Below are 18,136 nucleotides of genomic sequence, written 5' to 3' on the forward strand. Positions count from 1 at the left end.
GTCATCTGGCCTGGCGCGGTCATTTGCGCTCACCTCCGGGGATGGTCGGGTCTGTCGGCGGTTCCGGTTGGATGACGACGGCCTTGCCCTCGGCGTCGGCGATGGCTTGGAGCTGGCGTGCGGTCAGGCGTCGGGTCATGCCCTTCGAATAGTGCTTCTCGACGAAGTACTGACCGACCATGAGAATGCTGGTGATCACCAGGTACCAGGTCGCTGCGACGAGGAACAACGGAATCGGTTGGAAGTTCGCGCCCGCGATGTCTCGCGCCCGGGCGTACAGCTCGGCGGTGTACGGGACGGCAGCGACCAGCGAGGTGGTCTTGAGCATGCTGATGAGTTCGTTGCCTGTGGGCGGGATGATCACACGCATGGCCTGAGGGAGCACCGTCCGTCGGATCGTCTGCGACCACGACATTCCCAGCGCAGTGGAGGCTTCCAGCTGACCTTCGGGCACCGAACCGATTCCGGCGCGGACGATCTCGGCCATGTACGCGGCCTCGTTGAGCGCAAGGCCGATCACAGCGAACAGGAATGCCGCATTGAGCGATTGCAGATCGATGTGGAAGAACTGATGCACGAACGGGATTCCGATGTCGAGTTGCTTGTAGATCGACGGGAACAAACCCCAAAGCACGAGCTGGACGTACACCGGAGTGCCGCGGAAGACCCACAGATACACCCACGCCACAGATTTGAGCACCGGATTCGACGACAAGCGCATCACGGCGAGGATCACGCCGAGCACGACGGCGATGAACATGGCAAGCACGGTCAACTGCACCGTGTTCCATGCCGCCTCGGTGATCCGGCGGTCGAACAGGTACTGCCCGTAGATGTCCCAGCGGTAGGCGTCGTTGGTGGCTGCCCCCCACGCGAGCAACACCACCGCGATCACGACGACGACGCCCGCGATCCACCTACCGGGACGACGGAGCGGGACCGCCCGGATCGGTTCCGGTTCGGATTCGGCCGCACCGGAGTGCGTGTGCTGGCTCATCGGAACCCTTCCTCAGCTCGTCGCCGCATTGATCTGCGACATGGTGATCGTCCCCTCGGTCATGCCCCAGCGGTCGGCGATCTGCTGATACGTCCCCGAGTCGATCAGGTGCTGCATCGCCTGCTGCAGGACAGGGCCGATCGGAGCACCCTTTCCGACGACGAATCCGTAGGGTGCGGCGTCGAACAGCGGGCCGGCAGATTCGAGCCGGCCCTCACTGCGCTCGATCACGTAGGCGGTCACCGGGGAATCGGCGGACAGCGCGTCGACGCGGCCGAGGATCAGGGCGTTGGCGGCTTCGTCCTGGCTGTCGTACTTGATCTTCTCGATGGGCGGAAGGCCCGCCTCCACACAGGCCTCGCTCTTCGCGGGGACCTCTTCGATGTCTTCGATGGTGGTCGTTTGCACGGCCACTCTCAATCCGCAGGCGTTGTCGGGGTCGACCGGTTCACCGACCCGCTGCGCCCACTGAATTCCTGCGCTGAAGTAGGTGACGAAGTCGACGGACTGCTCGCGCTCGAGAGTGTCGGTGAACGACGACGAGCCGACATCGAAGGTACCGGACTGCACTGCGGGAATGATCCGGTCGAAGTCCGACTCGTAGAACACGGCTTCGACACCGAGCACATCGCCGAGGGCCTGCACGAGTTCGACGGCAAACCCGACGATGGTGCCGTCGTCGTCCTTGAATTCGTTGGGTGCGTATGGCACATTCGCGCCGACCTTCAATACGCCTGCCGCCGCCGTCGAGGGTGGGAGCTGCGCAGCGAGCGCATCGACGCGCTGGGCATGTACCCGGTCGCCGGGAGGCACGGTGGATTCGGTGTTGACCACGCAACCCGTCACGGCCACGAGGAGCAGCAGCACTGCGGCTACGACGCCGGCGAGCCGGGGCCGTCGGGCACGAGAGTGAGCTGGTCCATCCACATCCGCACAGTAGACCGGAGCGCTCTGTGTGTCTGCAAATCTGTGCTGTGTGATGTCGCGGGCCGATCCAGTGCCGTGTTACGAACGTCGCACGCACTCCCTCATGGGGCGCTGATCTGCTCGATCACCGCATCCGTGAACTCGATTGTCGATGCCCTCCCGCCGAGGTCTGCGGTGGCGACACCGGCTCCGATCGTCTCCGTGACGGCTCGCTCGAGCGCGCGCGCCGCACCGCCGAGGAACGGGTCCCCGCTGACGGCGAGGCGGTCGAGGAGCATCGCCGAGGACAGGAACAGGGCGGTCGGATTGGCGCGACCTGATCCGGCGATGTCGGGTGCGGCGCCGTGGACCGCCTGCGCCATCGTCCTACGAGCGGACGCATTGATCGAAGGGGCGCTGCCGAGTGAGCCGGACAGTTCACCTGCGAGGTCGGACAGGATGTCTCCGAAGAGGTTCTCGGTCACGATAACGTCGAACTCACCGCCGCGTCGGACGAGCAGCGCGGCCATCGCATCGACGTGCTCGTCGTCGACGTCCACGCTCGGATACATGCGTCCGATCTCGCGACACACATCCCTGAACAACCCGGTCGTCTTCGACAGCACGTTCGCCTTGTGCACGATGGTGACTCGTTTTCGTCGACGTGAGGCCAGATCGAAGGCGGTGTGCGCAATTCGTTCGCAGGCCGCACGGGTGACAACACCGACGGCGAGGGCGACGTCGGGTGTCGGCATGAATTCACCGCTGCCTTCCGCCATGTTGCGGTCGGCGTAGAAGCCTTCGGTGTTTTCGCGTACGACGACCAGATCCATCTCGGGTACCACGGCGCCGGTGCCCGGCAGCGCTCGGGCGGGACGGATGTTCGCGTACAGGTCGAAGTGCTTCCGGATCTGGCCACCCGGAGGTAGCGCTGTGCGAAAGGGGTCGCGGTAGGACGCGCTGTCGTGCGGCCCCAGGATCCAGCCGTCGAGCTCGGTCAGCACCTCGAGAGTCGATTCCGGTACCGGGGTGCCGTGACTGCCAATGGCATCGGCCCCGAGCGGCAACGGCACCCACTCGACGCCCGGCCCTCCCGCAGCGGCGACCGCCGCGTCGACGACACGGCGGGTTGCGGGAACGATCTCGTGGCCGATGCCATCACCTTCGATCAGGCCGATGCGCTGGGGCTGCGAGAGTGCAGTCTCATGGTTTGCCGTTGCAGTCTCGTGGGTCACCGCGCCATCATTGCGCATCATGGTGCAGTCGGTGGAGCTACTACTCGATGACCGCCTCGACGGTTATGTCCGCGCGCAGTGGGAGAGCCTGCACACGGCCGGTATCGACAGTCAGCAGCGGGTCCGGGCCGAATCGAATCGGCCACACGTCACGCTGTTCGTGGCGGAAACGATTTCGCCTGCTGTGGAGGAGGCTGCGAGTGAAGCCGTCTCGAGTGTCGAACTGCCGATACTCCTCGGCGGTGTGGTGCTGTTCGGGGGGCGCCACGCGACGGTGGCGCGCCTCGTTGTGCCCTCGGCGCCGTTGCTGGACCTGCAGGCCCGGTTGTTCGCCACGTTCTCGCAGTGTCCCGGGATTCCCGCGCACATCCGTCCGGGTGAATGGACTCCGCATGTGACGCTGGCACGGCGGGTCCCCGCCGATCGGGTCGGCGCCGCAGTGGTCGCCGCCCACCTGACCCCGGGTGACCCGGCCGGTACGGCGGACCGAATCCGGCGCTGGGACGGCACCGCGAAACGGGAGTGGCGGCTCTGCTGACCCGACCGACGGCCTCGGTGGCAGATTTCAGGCAATCGTTCGATTTTCTGCCACTGCGCGGGGAGACTGGGTTTCGTGCTCCGCAACGTGGTCGTGCCCGTCCTCCCACGCATCGTGATGTTCGAACTCGGCGTTGCCTGCGAGGTCTTCGGAGGTGACCTCGCGGACGACGGCCTGCCCGACTACGAGTTCGTGCACGTCGCAGGTAGCACCGAACCCGTCACCACGAAGTACGGCTACTCCATCGATGTGCCGTACGACCTCGACCGCCTCGACGACGCCGACCTGATCATCGTGCCGCCCGGCGGCACCGAGGCCGGCGACCTGACCGATCCCGAGTTCGTGCGCAGCGGGAGCTCCGACCTAGCTGTCCTCGAGCCGCTGTTCGAGAAACTGCGGACCGCGGTCGATCGGGGCACTCCGGTAGCGAGTCTGTGTACAGGCTCATTCGTTCTCGCCGCCGCCGGCCTCCTCGACGACCGCCGATGCACCACCCATTGGCGGTACGCGGACCGGCTCGCCTCGATGTATCCGTCGGCCCGAGTCGATCGCGATGTGCTCTACGTCGACGAGCATCCGGTGCTGACGAGTGCGGGCACCGCCGCCAGCATCGATCTGCTCCTGCACATCGTGCGTAGCACCCAGGGTTCGCAGGTCGCCAACACGATCGCGCGGAGCATGGTCGTACCACCGCACCGCGACGGCGGGCAAGCCCAGTACATATCCAGACCACTTCCCGAGTGCACCGATGACTCGATCGGCCCGCTGCTCGATTGGATCGCCGAGAATCTGCACCGCGAACTGCCGGTGACCGTGCTCGCCGAGCAGGCACACATGTCGCCCAGGACCTTCGCGCGACGGTTCACGGAGGAAACCGGCACCACCCCGGCGCGGTGGATACGCGGGCAGCGGGTGCTCGCAGCGCAGCAGCTTCTCGAAAGCACGGATCTGCCGATCGATGTCGTCGCCGACCGAGTCGGCTTCGGCACCGCGCCGGTGCTCAGGCAGCATTTCCTGCGTCTTCGCCGCACCACTCCCCACGAGTACCGCCGAACCTTTCGATCCGCGGAGTCGGCCCCGGTGGAGTGACGTGAACCCCGCAACCGCCACCCCCGGGTTGCCCACCTCGCGTAGCGTGGCGGAAGAAATGGGGGCGGCTCGCTGTTGCACCCGTCGACACGCCCGAACCGAAAGGACCACCGTGGCAACCCAAGCTCTCACTCAGCAGAACTTCGACGAGGTCGTCACCAGCAATGACATCGTGCTCGTCGACTTCTGGGCCGATTGGTGTGGCCCCTGCAAGCAGTTCGCACCGACCTTCGAATCGTCGTCCGAGCAGCATCCGGACGTTGTGCACGCAAAGGTCGACACCGAGGCCGAACAGTCGATCGCGGCAGCCGCGAACATTCGCTCGATCCCGACGATCATGGCTTTCCGTGAAGGAATTCTGGTGTACAACCAGGCAGGTGCACTGCCACCTGCAGCACTCGAAGACCTCGTCTCACAGGTCAAGGCTCTCGATATGGACGATGTGCGCAAGCAGATCGACGAAGCGTCGAACGCTCAGAGCTGACTCGGACGACCGCGACGCGGCTCGATTCCTGTACGGGAATCGAGCCGCGTCGCTGTGAGTGGCACTCCTGCGCGGGCGCTTGGCTCAGTGGGCGGCGGCGTCCCAGCTGCGGCCGTAGCCGACCGATACTTCCAGCGGCACCGACAGGTCGATCACCGAGTCCATCTTGCTGCGGACCATCTCCTCGACACGTTCACGCTCCTCTTCGGCGACTTCGAGAACGAGTTCGTCGTGGACCTGCAACAACATCCGTGAGCGCAGGCCTGCGTCGTCGAGTGCTTTCTGCACCTCGATCATCGCAACTTTGATGATGTCGGCTGCGGTGCCCTGGATCGGCGCGTTGAGCGCGGCTCGCTCGGCGACCTCGCGCCGCTGCCGGTTGTCGCTGGTCAGGTCGGGCAGGTACCGGCGACGCCCGTAGAGGGTGGAGGTGTAACCGACCTTGCGTGCCTCTTCCACGACGTTGTGGAGGTAGTCGCGCACACCACCGAAACGGGTGAAGTATGCCTCCATCTGCTCGCGGGCGTCGTCGGTGGAGATCTTGAGCTGCTGCGCGAGACCGTAAGCGCTCAGACCGTACGCCAGACCGTAGGACATTGCTTTGACCCGTCGGCGTAGTTCGGGGGTGACCTCTTCGATCGGCACGCCGAACGCTCGGGCACCGACGAAACTGTGTAGATCCTCTCCGGTGTTGAACGCCTCGATCAGGCCTTCGTCGCCGGATAGATGCGCCATGATGCGCATCTCGATCTGGCTGTAATCGGCAGTCAGGAGCAGGTCGTATCCGGCGCCGACGACGAAGCCGTTGCGGATCTGTTTGCCTGCGTCGGTGCGGACCGGGATGTTCTGCAGGTTCGGTTCGGTGGACGACAGTCGTCCGGTCGCCGCGACCGTCTGGTTGAACGTGGTGTGAATGCGGCCGTCGTCGGCCACCGACTTGATGAGACCGTCGACGGTGGTCTTCATCTTGGTGGATTCACGGTGCGCGAGCAGATGCTCGAGAAACGGATGTTCCGTCTTCTCGAAGAGGTTCTGCAGAGCATCGGCGTCGGTGGTGTAGCCGGTCTTGGTCTTCTTGGTTTTCGGCATCTCGAGTTCGTCGAACAACACGACCTGCAGTTGCTTCGGCGAACCGAGGTTGATCTGCTTACCGATCACCTCGTACGCGGAGTTCGCGGCGGCGGCGACGTCGGCGGCGAAGCCTGCCTGCAGGTCGTGCAGGTGATCGGCGTCGACGGCGATGCCGGTGGCCTCGAGATCGGCCAGGACCTCGAGCAACGGCAACTCCATCTCGGTCAGTAGCCGCACCGATTCGATGTCTGCGAGTTCGGAGTCGAGCGCCGCCGCGAGGTCGACGACCGCGCGAGCCCGCAATATTTCACCTTCTGCGGCCTGGTTGTCCGCCGCGTCTTCGTCGTCGAGCAGGGAAAGTTGTTGGGCGCCGGAATCTTCCACTCGCAGTTCCCGTTTGAGATAGCGCAGCGAGAGATCGTCGAGTTTGAAGCTGCGCTGCCCCGGGCGCACAAGATACGCCGCCAGCGCCGTGTCGCTGGTGACTCCGGCGAGAGTCCAGCCCCGCCCACGCAGCGCGTGCATGGCCGACTTGGCCTCGTGTAGGGCCTTCTCCACGGCGGCGTCGGCGAGCCATGCAGCGAGCGCACTGTCGTCTTCCGGTGTCAGGGCCACGGTCGTGACGTAGGCGCCCTCTCCGTCGTCGGCCGCGATCGCGACGGCCACTGCATCGCCGCCGTACGGAGTACCCGGCCCGGCAACGGACAGTCCGTGCCGCCGCCCTGCAACGGCGTGCTCCGCGAGCCAGTCGCCGAGGGCACCCGGCTCGACGACGCCGCCGCGCACCTCGAATCCTTCGTCGGCTTCGGGTTCGGCAGACGCGAGGGTCTCGAAGAGTCGATCACGCAGGACCTTGAATTCGAGGTCGTCGAAGAGCCGGTGGATCTTGTCTCGGTCCCATGGTGCGAGCGCGAGAGCCTCCGGTGTGTACGGCAGCGGCACTTCCCGCACCATCTCGGTGAGCTGACGATTCATCAGCACGTTCGACAGGTTCTCGCGGAGCGCATCCCCGGTCTTTCCGCGCACCTCGTCGACCCGGTCGACGAGGTCGGTGAGGCTACCGAACTCGCGGATCCACTTGGCGGCGGTCTTCTCGCCGACTCCGGGGATGCCGGGGAGGTTGTCGCTGGGGTCGCCGCGCAGCGCGGCGAAGTCCGGGTACTGCGCCGGGGTGAGTGCGTACTTCTCTTCGACGGCTTCGGGGGTGAAGCGCGTCAGTTCGGAAACGCCCCGTTTCGGATAGAGCACGGTGACGTCGTCGGTGACCAACTGCAGAGCATCGCGATCGCCGGTGACGATGAGCACCTTGTAACCGAGGGCGGTGGCTTGGGTGGTGAGGGTCGCGATGATGTCGTCGGCCTCGTACCCTTCCTCCGCCATGACGGGGATGCCCATGGCGCCGAGTACCTCTTTGGTGACGTCGATCTGGCCCTTGAACTCGTCGGGTGCTGCGCTGCGCTGCGCTTTGTAGGGGGCATACATCTCGGCCCGGAACGTCTTGCGGCTCACGTCGAATGCTGCCGCGACGTGAGACGGCTTCTCGTCGCGCAGAAGATTGATGAGCATCGAGGTGAACCCGTACACCGCGTTGGTGGTCTGCCCGCTGGTAGTTCTGAAGTTCTCGGCCGGCAGCGCATAGAACGCGCGGAACGCCAGCGAATGGCCGTCGAGCAGCAGAAGGGTCGGGCGGTCGTCGGCGGCCGGGGTGGTCGAGGGAGAAGCGGATGCACGGGTCACGCGTGTCAGTCTAGGGACCGCGTACGACGTCCACGACCACCCGGACGAACTGCGCGGTGCGACCCGCGTCGACACTCAGCCGGCGGTCTCCCCCAAGCTCTCGATGATCACCTCGGCGACCTGCTTCATCGTGGTGCGCCGGTCCATCGCCGCGCGCTGGATCCAGCGGAACGCCTCCGGCTCGGTCATCGCATGCTTGTCCATCAACGTTCCCTTGGCCCGGTCGACGAGCTTGCGGGTCTCGAACCGCTCGGACAACCCCTGTACTTCGCGTTCGAGTTCACGGACTTCGGCGAACCGACTGACCGCCACCTCGATGGTCGGAACCAGATCGCTCTTCGAGAACGGCTTGACGAGATACGCCATCGCCCCCGCATCGCGCGCGCGCTCGACGAGTTCGCGCTGACTGAATGCTGTGAGAATGACCACAGGGGCAATGCGCTTCTGCGCAATCTCCGATGCGGCGTCGATTCCGTCGCGGCGCGGCATCTTCACATCCATGATCACGAGGTCGGGTCTCAGCTCCTCGGCGAGTTCGACGGCGCGTTGCCCGTCGCCCGCTTCGCCGACCACGTCGTATCCCTCTTCGCGCAGCATTTCGACCAGATCGAGCCTGATCAACGCCTCGTCTTCGGCGACGACGACTCTCTTCGCCCCGGCGTTGTCGTCCTGCGGCACGGCTGTCATGGCGGACCCTTCCCCTCTCGCTGCGGATGCCCCCGTGAGGGAATCGAACGTTAGAAGGGTACCGGTGTTCGCCTCCCGCACACCCATCCCTTACAGTGGTCTCCGCACCACGCCCCCGTATCCCAATTGGCAGAGGAAACGGATTCAAAACCCGTCCAGTGTGAGTTCGAGTCTCACCGGGGGCACCAAGGTTCATACAGGTCACAACATTATCCGCGTGGTAGACAGTGGCCGTGGTCCCGCCAGTGGTTCTTCCCGCCTCATAGACACCGCTCGTGGTCCCACCACCTTCGCCGGGAACCCTCACGCACCAGACCAGACGCGTGAGGGTGGCGCAGGTCATGCACCCGGATGGTCGGTACCACGTCCTCCCCCAGCTTCGCTTGCACGGTGGCGAGATGCCGACGGAACCGGTCAGACAGTGTGTTCCGAATCATCGCCGATATCCAGGTTCTGCCAGTGCACGCTCGTCTCGGCCGGAAGTTGGTTGTCGACCTCCACCCGCAGCAGATCCCCGGCACGGGCCCGGATCAGTGGCCCGGGCAGATTCTGGTCGTAGCCCCAGGTCGAGAAGATGCGCCCGCCGAGGTCCACTTGGACCGGGCGCGGCGTCAACCGGGCCGTGACCACCTGCCGGCCACCAGGGGTGCGGCGCGCTTGCTCGGCGCGACGCACCGCATTCGACGAGGGCTGCACGGGGACGCCGGTCGCCGCTCCCGATCCGGAACAGTCCGCCAGGACTCCGGCGCCGGCAGGTACTGATCCGAGAAGGAAGGATCGGCGGGCCAGCTCAGCCATGAACCTGCCCCTCGGGTGTTCGGTCGCGGTGGCGTCAGGGTGCATCAGCACCTGCCGGCTGGCCATGAATTCGTCGATGTCGATGTCGCCGCGGGCGAAGCGGGTCGGCGAGTGTGTGTTGGTGGGGTTGATCTCGTTCGCCTTCCCGTGCGTGGTGCCTTTGGCGCGGGCTACCTCTCGTATCTGGCCGAAATCTCCGGCGCCGATGCCCCGGCAGACAACTGAAGAACGCACCGACCCGCCCATGACCATCGGATGCGTACCGCGGGGGCGGGTCACCGTCGCCGCCGGTCTGTTCGTCGAGGGATGCACCGTGGTGTTCACTCTTGGATGGACGCCGTACCTGGGCCCGACGCTGTCCGGGGCCGCCGCACCGAAGGCGCCACCGCAGCCCGCGGAGTGCTGCTGATCGTCGCGTAGTGCCTGCGGCGGGGCCTGCCGTGGACCAACGGCAAGGGCCCGGACGCAGCCGGGTCCTGAAAACCGGCACCGATTCCTCGGGCGAGCACGATCATGGTTCGACCGCCGCCGGTTCGGCCGCTACTCGTTCGATGACCGGTTGCAGGTCCTCTTCAACAGCGCTCGTAGAAATACCGCAGCCACCCGATGCTGCCGACCGAGCACGGGATGACCCTGGTGGGGAATTGTCGCCGAGGACGGTCAGGGCGCGCATCGGCGGGTCGTAGATCGTCTGGTAGGTGACCTGGATGTCGATGACAAAGTCCTGCGTCTGGTCACGCTGGGGATCGCGGACGTTGATTCCGAGAAACTGCACGTCCAGGTTGCAGCTAGCGCCGAAAGCCCTTTCAAGGTAGTCGGTTTCGCTGCGACCCGGTGCGCACCACCAGGCCCAGAGACTGAGCAGCGTCGGTTGCCCCCTGTCCGCGGTGCCCCGTCGATGAGACTGAGGGAGGACACCGAGCGCCCGATCGTGCAGCGGTCCTTGTCCTACCGATCGGCCGGGAGCGGTTGGTGGGTTTCGTACATGCGCACCGACACGATCAGCGCGGACGTAGCGCTGGCAGCGGCGGCCATCCAGACGGCCGCGTGCAGTCCCATCAGGTCGGCGACGATCCCACCGAGGATCGCCCCGACCGCATAGCCCAGATCGCGCCAGACACGGTAGACGCCGACGGCGCGTCCACGCCAGAGCGGGTGAGCGACGTCGCCGATCACAGCCAGAAGGGTCGGATAGACCATGGCGGTACCCGCACCGAGCAGCACGGTGCCGATCGCCCAGCCTGTGAACGTGTCGCTCTGCGCGATGACCACCAGAGCGGCCGCCTGAGTGATCATCCCTGCGGTGATCAGATGTTTGCGTCCGATTCGGTCCGAGACGGCTCCGGTGACAGATTGGCCTGCTCCCCACACTGCCGGATACAGAGCGAACAGCAGGCCGATCTGTGCCACGGTGAGATCCGCGGTGGCGAACAACAATGGGAACAAACCCCACGAGAGACCGAAATTGAGGTTGTTGACCAGTCCTGCCTGGCTCGCCGAGGACAGAGCGGGCTCCCGCAGGCTCGTCTGGACCAGGATCTGCCGGTCGGTCAGATCCGCGTGGAGATGGTCGTGGAGACCGTCGGCGCGAGCCACGTGATGCCCGGCGTCGAGCAGCGCGTGCGCCCGGGTCTCCTTCACGAAGACACCCGACAACAGCAGTGCCAGAGCGGCATATGCCAGCCCCAGCAAGAAGGGCGCTGGCCGCAGACCGAAATGCTCGGCCAGGTAACCGGCGAACAACGAAGTCACGGCGACGGCGCCGTAACCGGCAGCCTCGTTGAGGCCCATGGCCAGGCCGCGCCGCGACGGGCCGACCAGATCGATCTTCATCACGACCGTCGTGGACCAGGTCAGTCCCTGATTGATACCCAGCAGCACGTTGGCGGCCACCACCCACCACCAGTCGGGGGCGAGAACGAGCATCAGGGGCACTGGTAGGGCGAACAACCATCCCGCCAGTAGTACGGGTTTGCGTCCGTAGCGGTCGGAGAAGGTCCCGGCGAAGTAGTTGGCGATCGCCTTGGTGATACCGAAGGCCGCTACATAGGTGAAAATGAATGTGTAACCGCTCAAACCGAATTCGCCCTCAGCCAGCAACGGAAGTACCGTCTGCTGCTGACCGACCATGCCTCCGACCAGAGCATTGACGGCCACGAGGAGTGCGAACTGGGCGGCGTTGGCACGTAGACCCAGCACCGGAGGCCGGGGGGTGTCCCTGGTGCTCACGACCCGGCCTCCACGGCCTGGGCTGACGATCCCGTCTCCGGGCCGGAGAGCACCGCTTCGACCGCTACTAGGAGTCGACGGATGGACATCGTGTGTGCGGCGATGGTCAGCGCCGGAACAGCGAACGCAAGGTGCGGCGTTCGGCGGTGACCTGGCCGCAGGTACAGCGATCGGCGGCGGGCACGGAACGCATGACCGCGTCGACATGCTGTCCGCATCCACCCCATCCGGTTCTTCCGCAGTTCGAGCAGGTGACGGGGTAACACATGAGAGTTCTCCTCGATGAGAGTTGGATCCTGCCGTACAGGGGTCAGGAGCGAGAGGCCGCGCGTTGTTCGGCAATCCGGTTGTGGATCTCGGCCATGTCGAGGGCCTCGATCCAGGTGACCAGGTCCTCGAGAGCAGGTGCCGGCAACGCGCCGGGCTGTGAGTAGACGAGCACGCCTTCTCGGAAGGCCATGATCGTCGGAATCGAGCGGATGTTCGCCATGGCGGCGAGTTGCTGCTCGGTTTCGGTGTCGACCTTGGCATGCACGATCTCGGGGTGCGTCTGTGACGACTTCTCGAAGACCGGAGCGAAAGCACGGCACGGGCCGCACCACGGTGCCCAGAAGTCGACGAGCACGATGCCGTTGCCGGCGATGGTGGATTCGAAGTCCGCCATCGTGAGGTTCTTCGTTGTCATGGGTTCCGTTCCTTCTTCGACGCCGGAACAATCAGGCGGGTACGTGGGATTCGGCCCACGCGTTGTAGCCTCCCAGCAGATCTGTGACGTTCTCGAAACCCTGAGCACGCAGCAGCGACGCCGCCACGCTCGAACGCCACCCACCCGCGCAGTGCACCACGATCGGCTTACCGGAAGGAACCTGGTCGAGTCGAGTACGCAACTGCGCCAACGGGATCGGAACCGCACCCGGAATGGTTCCGGATTCGAGTTCACCGGGATTGCGGATATCGACGAGGGTGACCGTATCGGCAGCAAGCAACCGGTCGAGCTCGTCGACCGTCGTCCGGGGTGCAGTCTCGATCAAATCGGCCAGTTCCGCGGGAAATACCCCATCGTGGTCGACATTCAGATAGCCTACTGCGCCGTCGGATCCGATACGGGCCAGACGCATCGCGGCGTCCTGCTCCTCACCGCGATAGGTGATCAGCACGATCTTCTCACCGACCTCGGCGACCATGCCACCGGTCTCCGCGAAACGCCCGTCGAACCCGACGTTGACCGAACCACGCAGATGCCCGGCGGCGAAATCATCGACGCTGCGCGCATCGAGAACACGCGTGCCGACGACGAGTTCGGCCCTCACCTGCTCCGGAGTCAACTCCGGAATCATATGGTCCTGCATCAGGAGCGGACGGATCCGCTTGTTCATCGCTGCATCGACCGAGAAGTACGCCGGGGCAGCCGGCTGACCTTCGGTGACCAGGGCAACGAAGTCGTCCTCACTCATCGGCTGCACGGACGGGTTGGTGGCGCGCTGCTCCCCGATGGTGGAGGTGAGTTCGGTCGACAGGTTCTTCCCGCAAGACGAACCGGCACCGTGGGCGGGCATGACGACGACCTCGTCGGGCAGCGTCAGCAGCTTCGCGTGCACGGTGTGGAACATCGCCCGCGCCAGATCACTGGTCGAGCCGTCCCCGAGGTTGACCAGGTCCGGGCGGCCGACATCGCCGATGAACAGCGAGTCGCCGGTGAGCACCGCGGCCGGGACAGCCTCGGAATGCTCGCGCACCAGCACCGAGATCGACTCCCAGGTATGTCCCGGGGTCGACAGGATCTCGAGTTCGACCTCACCGAGCGACAGCTTCTCGCCGTCGTGCAGGCGGCGGATGGGGTAGTCGGTCTCGGCGGCTTCGCCGAATCCGATCCACGCGCCGGTGGCGTCGACCAGTTCGAGGTGGCCGGAGACGAAGTCGGCGTGGAAGTGGGTGTTGATGACGCCTTCGATGGTCAGTCCGTATTTTCTTGCGTCGTCGAGGTATTCGGTGATATCGCGACGGGGGTCGACGACGATCGCCCGGCCCGCGCTCTCGTCGCCGATGAGGTAGGACGCGTGGGAGAGGCACTCGATGTAGTACTGCTCGAGAATCATGGACTCCTCCGTAAAGGTCGTTTCGGTCTCGATGTAGACAAGGGTGGCATATACCCCCTAGGGTATGTCAAGTACCCCCCTGGGTATCAACATTCGCGTCGAAACTCGGCGTACCGCGCCGGTTTCACATACCTCCAGGGGTATGATTACGATAGTCGGGTAATACCCCCGGGGGCATCGTTGACAAACATCGCTTCCAATTTCCCCGACCGAAAGGCACCCATGATCGAGCCCGCTGCCAGCACTGTCGATTCGCACTCGTTGCGCGAGATGCTCGACTCCGGCAAGAACGTACGGATCGTCGACGTCCGGACTCCGGGCGAGTTCGAGTCGGTGCACATCCCTGGCGCCTACAACGTCCCCCTCGACCTGCTGCGCGAGCATCGCGACGAGTTCTGCGCCCATCTCGACGAGAACGTCGTGCTGGTGTGCCGCTCCGGCCAGCGTGCCGGCCAAGCTGAAGAGACTCTGCGCGAAGCAGGCTTGTTCAACCTTCACATACTCGAGGGCGGCATGCTCGGCTGGGAATCGGCCGGGCTTCCCGTCAACCGCGGTGCCGATCGCTGGGATCTCGAACGCCAGGTCCGGCTTGTTGCCGGCTCGCTCGTACTGGGTTCGGTGCTCGGCAGCGTCGCCGTACCGAAGCTCAAGTGGCTCGCTGCCGGAATCGGCGGCGGATTGACCTTCGCGGCACTGTCGGATACCTGCGCGATGGGCATGCTGCTGTCCAAGCTGCCCTACAACCGCGGGGCAACGCACGATCTCCAGAACGTCGTCGCCCAGTTGACAGGGGGCCCGTCCTGCCCGGCCGAAAGGAAAATGACATGGTCACGCTGACCGTATCTCTCGCGGTCCTGGTCGGTGTCACTCTCGGGTTGCTCGGCGGCGGAGGCTCGATTCTCACCGTCCCCCTTCTGGCATACGTCGCTGGGATGGATGCCAAGGAAGCGATCGCCACGTCCCTGCTGGTCGTGGGTGTCACCAGCGCGGTCGGTGCGATCTCCCACGCGCGCGCCGGCCGCGTCCAGTGGCGTACCGGAATCCTGTTCGGGCTGGCCGGCATGGCCGGCGCGTACGGTGGCGGTCTGCTCTCGCGCTTCATCCCGGGCACCGTCCTGTTGCTCGCCTTCGCCGTGATGATGATCGCCACCGCGATCGCGATGCTGCGCGGCCGTAAGACCAAGGCTGTGGCCGGAGACGGCAACACGGTCATGCCCGTGGGAAAGATCCTGCTCGACGGCGTGATCGTCGGCCTGGTCACCGGCCTGGTCGGCGCCGGCGGCGGCTTCCTCGTCGTGCCCGCCCTGGCGCTGCTGGGCGGGCTGCCGATGCCGGTCGCCGTCGGCACGTCGCTGATCGTGATCGCCATGAAGTCCTTCGCCGGGCTCGGCGGATACCTGTCCACCGTGCAGATCGATTGGCGTCTGGCAGCGATGGTCACCGGCGCCGCCGTGGTGGGCAGTCTGATAGGTGGCCGCCTGACCTCGCTGGTCGATCCGGACACCCTGCGCAAGAGCTTCGGGTGGTTCGTGTTGGTCATGTCCTCGGTCATCCTCGCGCAGGAGATCCACCCCGCTGTCGGGATCGCTGCGGCAGCACTCATCATGGTTGCCGCAGGCGTCACCTATGTCTGCAGCCGCAGAGAGCACTGCCCTCTCCAGCAGCTCTGGGGAGGCTCTCGCGCCTCCGTCGCGGCAGGCTGAGCCGAAGAACGACAACCCCCACCTACCTTCTGTTCCTATGAGACAGACCTGAATCGAGGAGGCCACCGTGCACGAAGTCGACATCGCCGCGCTTATCCGGGCCTGGGAGTCCGGAGCTCCGGTGCTGGACGTCCGCGAGAACTACGAGTACACCGAGGGCCATGTCTCGGGCGCCCGGTCCATCCCGCTTTCTGAACTGAGTGCCCGCGTGGGCGAGGTCCAGCCGGGAGACACCGTCTATGTAATCTGCGCGTCCGGCAATCGCAGCAAGCGCGGGGCCGAGATCCTCGAAGCCGCCGGACGCCCTGCAGTGTCCGTGGCAGGCGGAACCCGGGCATGGATCTCCGCGGGTCGGGAGGTCCGCCGTGGGCCCACTCCCTGAGAACGGCGGCCGAACGCATCGTCGCTCCCGTCAACAACGAAATCGACTGCGCCCGCGAACTCGACCTCATCGGCGGAGCCGAAGTCTGCCGGCCGACAGGCTTTGCGCCCGCTCGCGTGGGTGCCATGCACATCGTCGGCCGAGGCAGGTCCGGTCGCACAATTCACACCCAGGAGCGATACCCCCAGGGGGTCCACGGGCGACAGAACCAGCAAAGGATGTGCCATGGTCGGCGACGAAGACAGTATCGCTTCGGTACTCAACCGGCTGCGCCGCGCACAGGGGCAACTCGGCGGAGTGATCACGATGATCGAACAAGGCCGCGATTGCAAAGATGTCGTGACCCAACTCGCCGCAGTCTCGCGTGCCCTGGACCGCGCCGGATTCAAGATTATAGCGAGCGGTCTACGGGAACGCCTCACCGGAACAGCCCAGGATGGCAAGGAACAAATGGCCGAGAGCGAGCTCGAGAAGCTCTTCCTCGCTCTCGCTTGACCCCCACCCCCTCCGCAGAGAAAGCAGGATACTCACGACACTCGCACTCTCGACCACCCTGCGCACTTCGTTCGCCGACGCAATCGAGCGCACCCGCAAAGCACTGTCGGAACAGGGATTCGGCGTTCTCACCGGGATCGACATGGGCGTTCTCACCGGGATCGACATGAAGGCCACTCTGAGGGCGAAGCTCGGCGAGGACATGGCGGACTACGTCATCCTCGGCGCCTGTAATCCGCCACTGGCACATCGCGCGGTGACCGTGGACCGGCAGATCGGACTCCTGCTGCCCTGCAACGTCGTGGTCCGCACCGATCCCGAGGCCCGCGGAACGGTGGTGGTCGACGCGATGAACCCGCAGATGATGGTTCAGGTCGCCGATCGACCGGGACTCGCGGAGGTCGCCGACAACGCAACCACGGCGTTGCAGGCCGCCATCGACTCCCTGCAAGCAGATACAGCATAGAACTGACACCCTCGACACTTCGGTGGGACGATCCATGGTGCCGGTTTGCGCACCAGACGCAGCAGGTCGACCCGACCACGCCCGTTCACAGCATGATCCGCAGCGCGGACCGCCCCAATGCGTTGCAGCCCCGCCGCGACGCGATCGCAGTGGTCGCACCCCACAGAATCCGCCCCACGTCAATCGTGTGGGAAACCACACGCTCGACCGAATTTCCCTGCTTCCACGTCTCGAATGTCATCACCGCAGTCAGCGTGCCAGACCGGGCTCACCTCCAACGGAGATGGACTGCACAGCGCGTTGCCTTCGGCAGTGTATGCGCTGGCGGACACCGACAAGTCACCGCGACTACAAAGTTGTCGAGATGCCGGTCGGCCACGCGATCACGACACCGGTGGTACCGCTCCGACAGCGCCAGCGGAACCGCAACAGTCGAGGTGGACCCGCCCCACAGCCGAGTGTCGGTGGGTGCCGTTAACCTGACTGCGGTATCGAACACAGATTCGGACATCGCCGACATGGAACGGACCACGACATGGCGCATCCCGTCATCCCGCCCACGCATCGAAGCTGTTCAAACGCGGTTCGGTCGCATTCCGGCCGGCCTCGCGCCGACAACGCCCGGATCAATACGGTGTGTCGCTCACAGGATCGGGCGGACAGTCTCGCCATTCCCTTCGGGCGCGACGGCGAGGGCAACACCGTGGCGTGGACAGTGACTGCCGGACGCAACCTCCTCGTGCACCAACGCGACACGGAGAACTTCCCCAACCTGCCACTCACCCTCATGGCGACGGGCGTCCTGTCCAAAGGCACCCATGAATTGTTCGTCGCCGATCCACATCATCGCCATCACTGGCTCGCCGGGTATCGCGACGCAGGAGAGCGAGTCTCGTCCTGGGCAGCGGACCCGGACGAGATCGGTCGCATGCTCGCCGAACTGGACTCAGCAGGCGCCGGGCCACGACGACTACTGCTCCTCGCAGGACTCTCCACAACGATCGCGAAGTTGGATCCCCCCGACCGTCAGCGTCTGACCGGCCTGGTGACCACGGCACGAACCCGCAACCTGACGGTCGTCGCGACCAGCAGCGATCACGGCGCGCGGTGGTTCCCAGACGGCCTGATCGCCGCATTCGACGATGTTCTCGTCCGCGAGAGTGGTTGCTCCACCGTGTATCGGAATCCACTCGGCCACGAAGAATGAGGTCCGCAGCGTGATC

General features: G+C 65.2%; 18 protein-coding genes, 1 tRNA gene and 2 pseudogenes. 11 read left to right on the plus strand and 10 right to left on the minus strand.

The window, feature by feature from the left end; genetic code table 11:
* Positions 1-19: 19 nt before the first annotated feature.
* From MWU77_RS18390 to MWU77_RS18400, 3 genes are all read right to left on the minus strand, one after another.
* On the minus strand, positions 20-997 hold the full coding sequence (locus MWU77_RS18390; protein ID WP_169686684.1) for an amino acid ABC transporter permease: 978 nt from the start codon (positions 995-997) through the stop codon (positions 20-22).
* A 12-nt stretch (positions 998-1,009) separates the two neighbouring features.
* Positions 1,010-1,924: an ABC transporter substrate-binding protein gene (locus MWU77_RS18395; RefSeq protein ID WP_169686682.1), complete on the minus strand. Its 915-nt coding sequence runs from the start codon at positions 1,922-1,924 to the stop codon at positions 1,010-1,012.
* 101 nt (positions 1,925-2,025) lie between these two features.
* The gene (locus tag MWU77_RS18400; RefSeq protein ID WP_169686680.1) at positions 2,026-3,159 is read right to left on the minus strand and encodes an isocitrate/isopropylmalate dehydrogenase family protein; all 1,134 of its coding nucleotides are present in this window, start codon (positions 3,157-3,159) and stop codon (positions 2,026-2,028) included.
* Here MWU77_RS18400 and MWU77_RS18405 point away from each other — a divergent pair.
* The 3 genes from MWU77_RS18405 to trxA (MWU77_RS18415) all read left to right on the plus strand — a co-directional run bounded on the left by MWU77_RS18405 (position 3,158) and on the right by trxA (MWU77_RS18415) (position 5,249).
* Positions 3,158-3,676, plus strand: a complete 519-nt coding sequence (locus MWU77_RS18405) for a 2'-5' RNA ligase family protein (protein WP_169686678.1) — start codon at positions 3,158-3,160, stop codon at positions 3,674-3,676. The two genes, MWU77_RS18400 and MWU77_RS18405, sit on opposite strands and share 2 nt — an antisense overlap.
* Positions 3,677-3,751: 75 nt before the next feature.
* Positions 3,752-4,765 carry a GlxA family transcriptional regulator gene (locus MWU77_RS18410; RefSeq protein WP_247274431.1) on the plus strand — a complete coding sequence of 338 codons (1,014 nt, stop codon included), beginning with the start codon at positions 3,752-3,754 and terminating at the stop codon, positions 4,763-4,765.
* Positions 4,766-4,877: 112 nt separating this feature from the next.
* On the plus strand, positions 4,878-5,249 hold the full coding sequence (gene trxA, locus MWU77_RS18415) for a thioredoxin (RefSeq protein ID WP_169686676.1): 372 nt from the start codon (positions 4,878-4,880) through the stop codon (positions 5,247-5,249).
* 84 nt (positions 5,250-5,333) lie between these two features.
* On the opposite strand, the gene polA is transcribed toward trxA (MWU77_RS18415), so the two are convergent.
* Both polA and MWU77_RS18425 read right to left on the minus strand, forming a co-directional pair.
* Entirely contained in the window at positions 5,334-8,057 is a 2,724-nt protein-coding gene (gene polA / locus MWU77_RS18420) for a DNA polymerase I (protein WP_374229909.1), read from the minus strand.
* A 75-nt stretch (positions 8,058-8,132) separates the two neighbouring features.
* Entirely contained in the window at positions 8,133-8,744 is a 612-nt protein-coding gene (locus MWU77_RS18425) for an ANTAR domain-containing response regulator (RefSeq protein WP_169686674.1), read from the minus strand.
* 111 nt (positions 8,745-8,855) lie between these two features.
* On the opposite strand from MWU77_RS18425, the gene MWU77_RS18430 reads away from it, so the two are divergent.
* Positions 8,856-8,932: transfer RNA gene (locus MWU77_RS18430), tRNA-Leu, on the plus strand.
* A 226-nt stretch (positions 8,933-9,158) separates the two neighbouring features.
* Here the strand turns inward: MWU77_RS18430 and MWU77_RS25010 are convergent.
* Positions 9,159-9,608, minus strand: coding sequence for a multicopper oxidase domain-containing protein (locus MWU77_RS25010; protein ID WP_374229910.1), 450 nt, complete (start codon positions 9,606-9,608; stop codon positions 9,159-9,161).
* Here MWU77_RS25010 and MWU77_RS25150 point away from each other — a divergent pair.
* Positions 9,607-9,959, plus strand: a pseudogene (locus tag MWU77_RS25150) (cytochrome c biogenesis protein CcdA); the annotation flags it as partial. The gene MWU77_RS25010 and the pseudogene MWU77_RS25150 overlap by 2 nt on opposite strands.
* A 94-nt stretch (positions 9,960-10,053) precedes the next feature.
* Here the strand turns inward: MWU77_RS25150 and MWU77_RS18445 are convergent.
* From MWU77_RS18445 to MWU77_RS18460, 4 genes and pseudogenes are all read right to left on the minus strand, one after another.
* Positions 10,054-10,419, minus strand: a pseudogene (locus tag MWU77_RS18445) (TlpA disulfide reductase family protein); the annotation flags it as partial.
* Between the two features lie 71 nt (positions 10,420-10,490).
* Positions 10,491-11,771 carry an MFS transporter gene (locus MWU77_RS18450; protein WP_247274432.1) on the minus strand — a complete coding sequence of 427 codons (1,281 nt, stop codon included), beginning with the start codon at positions 11,769-11,771 and terminating at the stop codon, positions 10,491-10,493.
* A 310-nt stretch (positions 11,772-12,081) separates the two neighbouring features.
* Entirely contained in the window at positions 12,082-12,456 is a 375-nt protein-coding gene (gene trxA, locus MWU77_RS18455) for a thioredoxin (protein WP_247274433.1), read from the minus strand.
* Positions 12,457-12,487: 31 nt separating this feature from the next.
* The gene (locus tag MWU77_RS18460; RefSeq protein ID WP_247274434.1) at positions 12,488-13,867 is read right to left on the minus strand and encodes a rhodanese-like domain-containing protein; all 1,380 of its coding nucleotides are present in this window, start codon (positions 13,865-13,867) and stop codon (positions 12,488-12,490) included.
* A gap of 222 nt (positions 13,868-14,089) precedes the next feature.
* Between MWU77_RS18460 and MWU77_RS18465 the strand changes: the two genes are divergently transcribed.
* The 6 genes from MWU77_RS18465 (at position 14,090) to MWU77_RS18490 (ending at position 18,120) form a co-directional block, all read left to right on the plus strand.
* Positions 14,090-14,704: a rhodanese-like domain-containing protein gene (locus MWU77_RS18465; RefSeq protein ID WP_247274435.1), complete on the plus strand. Its 615-nt coding sequence runs from the start codon at positions 14,090-14,092 to the stop codon at positions 14,702-14,704.
* Complete coding sequence (locus MWU77_RS18470) at positions 14,692-15,570, plus strand: sulfite exporter TauE/SafE family protein (RefSeq protein ID WP_247274436.1); 879 nt, start codon at positions 14,692-14,694, stop codon at positions 15,568-15,570. The genes MWU77_RS18465 and MWU77_RS18470 overlap by 13 nt, the downstream gene beginning before the upstream one ends.
* 67 nt (positions 15,571-15,637) lie before the next feature.
* Positions 15,638-15,952, plus strand: coding sequence for a rhodanese-like domain-containing protein (locus MWU77_RS18475; protein ID WP_247274437.1), 315 nt, complete (start codon positions 15,638-15,640; stop codon positions 15,950-15,952).
* Positions 15,953-16,177: 225 nt separating this feature from the next.
* Complete coding sequence (locus tag MWU77_RS18480; RefSeq protein ID WP_247274438.1) at positions 16,178-16,447, plus strand: metal-sensitive transcriptional regulator; 270 nt, start codon at positions 16,178-16,180, stop codon at positions 16,445-16,447.
* 28 nt (positions 16,448-16,475) lie between these two features.
* Positions 16,476-16,913, plus strand: coding sequence for a DUF302 domain-containing protein (locus tag MWU77_RS18485; protein WP_247274521.1), 438 nt, complete (start codon positions 16,476-16,478; stop codon positions 16,911-16,913).
* A gap of 634 nt (positions 16,914-17,547) precedes the next feature.
* Positions 17,548-18,120, plus strand: coding sequence for a hypothetical protein (locus tag MWU77_RS18490; protein WP_247274439.1), 573 nt, complete (start codon positions 17,548-17,550; stop codon positions 18,118-18,120).
* Positions 18,121-18,136 lie beyond the last annotated feature (16 nt).

The sequence above is a fragment of the Rhodococcus sp. F64268 genome (assembly GCF_023015605.1).
Classification (GTDB): domain Bacteria; phylum Actinomycetota; class Actinomycetes; order Mycobacteriales; family Mycobacteriaceae; genus Rhodococcus.

Coding starts and splice junctions, on each gene's coding strand:
- MWU77_RS18390 (WP_169686684.1), bottom strand. CDS start 997: ATGAGCCAGCACACGCACTCCGGTGCGGCCGAATCCGAACCGGAACCG.
- MWU77_RS18405 (WP_169686678.1), top strand. CDS start 3,158: ATGGTGCAGTCGGTGGAGCTACTACTCGATGACCGCCTCGACGGTTAT.
- MWU77_RS18400 (WP_169686680.1), bottom strand. CDS start 3,159: ATGATGCGCAATGATGGCGCGGTGACCCACGAGACTGCAACGGCAAAC.
- MWU77_RS18425 (WP_169686674.1), bottom strand. CDS start 8,744: ATGACAGCCGTGCCGCAGGACGACAACGCCGGGGCGAAGAGAGTCGTC.
- MWU77_RS25010 (WP_374229910.1), bottom strand. CDS start 9,608: ATGGCCAGCCGGCAGGTGCTGATGCACCCTGACGCCACCGCGACCGAA.
- trxA (WP_247274433.1), bottom strand. CDS start 12,456: ATGACAACGAAGAACCTCACGATGGCGGACTTCGAATCCACCATCGCC.
- MWU77_RS18460 (WP_247274434.1), bottom strand. CDS start 13,867: ATGATTCTCGAGCAGTACTACATCGAGTGCCTCTCCCACGCGTCCTAC.
- MWU77_RS18465 (WP_247274435.1), top strand. CDS start 14,090: ATGATCGAGCCCGCTGCCAGCACTGTCGATTCGCACTCGTTGCGCGAG.
- MWU77_RS18470 (WP_247274436.1), top strand. CDS start 14,692: ATGGTCACGCTGACCGTATCTCTCGCGGTCCTGGTCGGTGTCACTCTC.
- MWU77_RS18480 (WP_247274438.1), top strand. CDS start 16,178: ATGGTCGGCGACGAAGACAGTATCGCTTCGGTACTCAACCGGCTGCGC.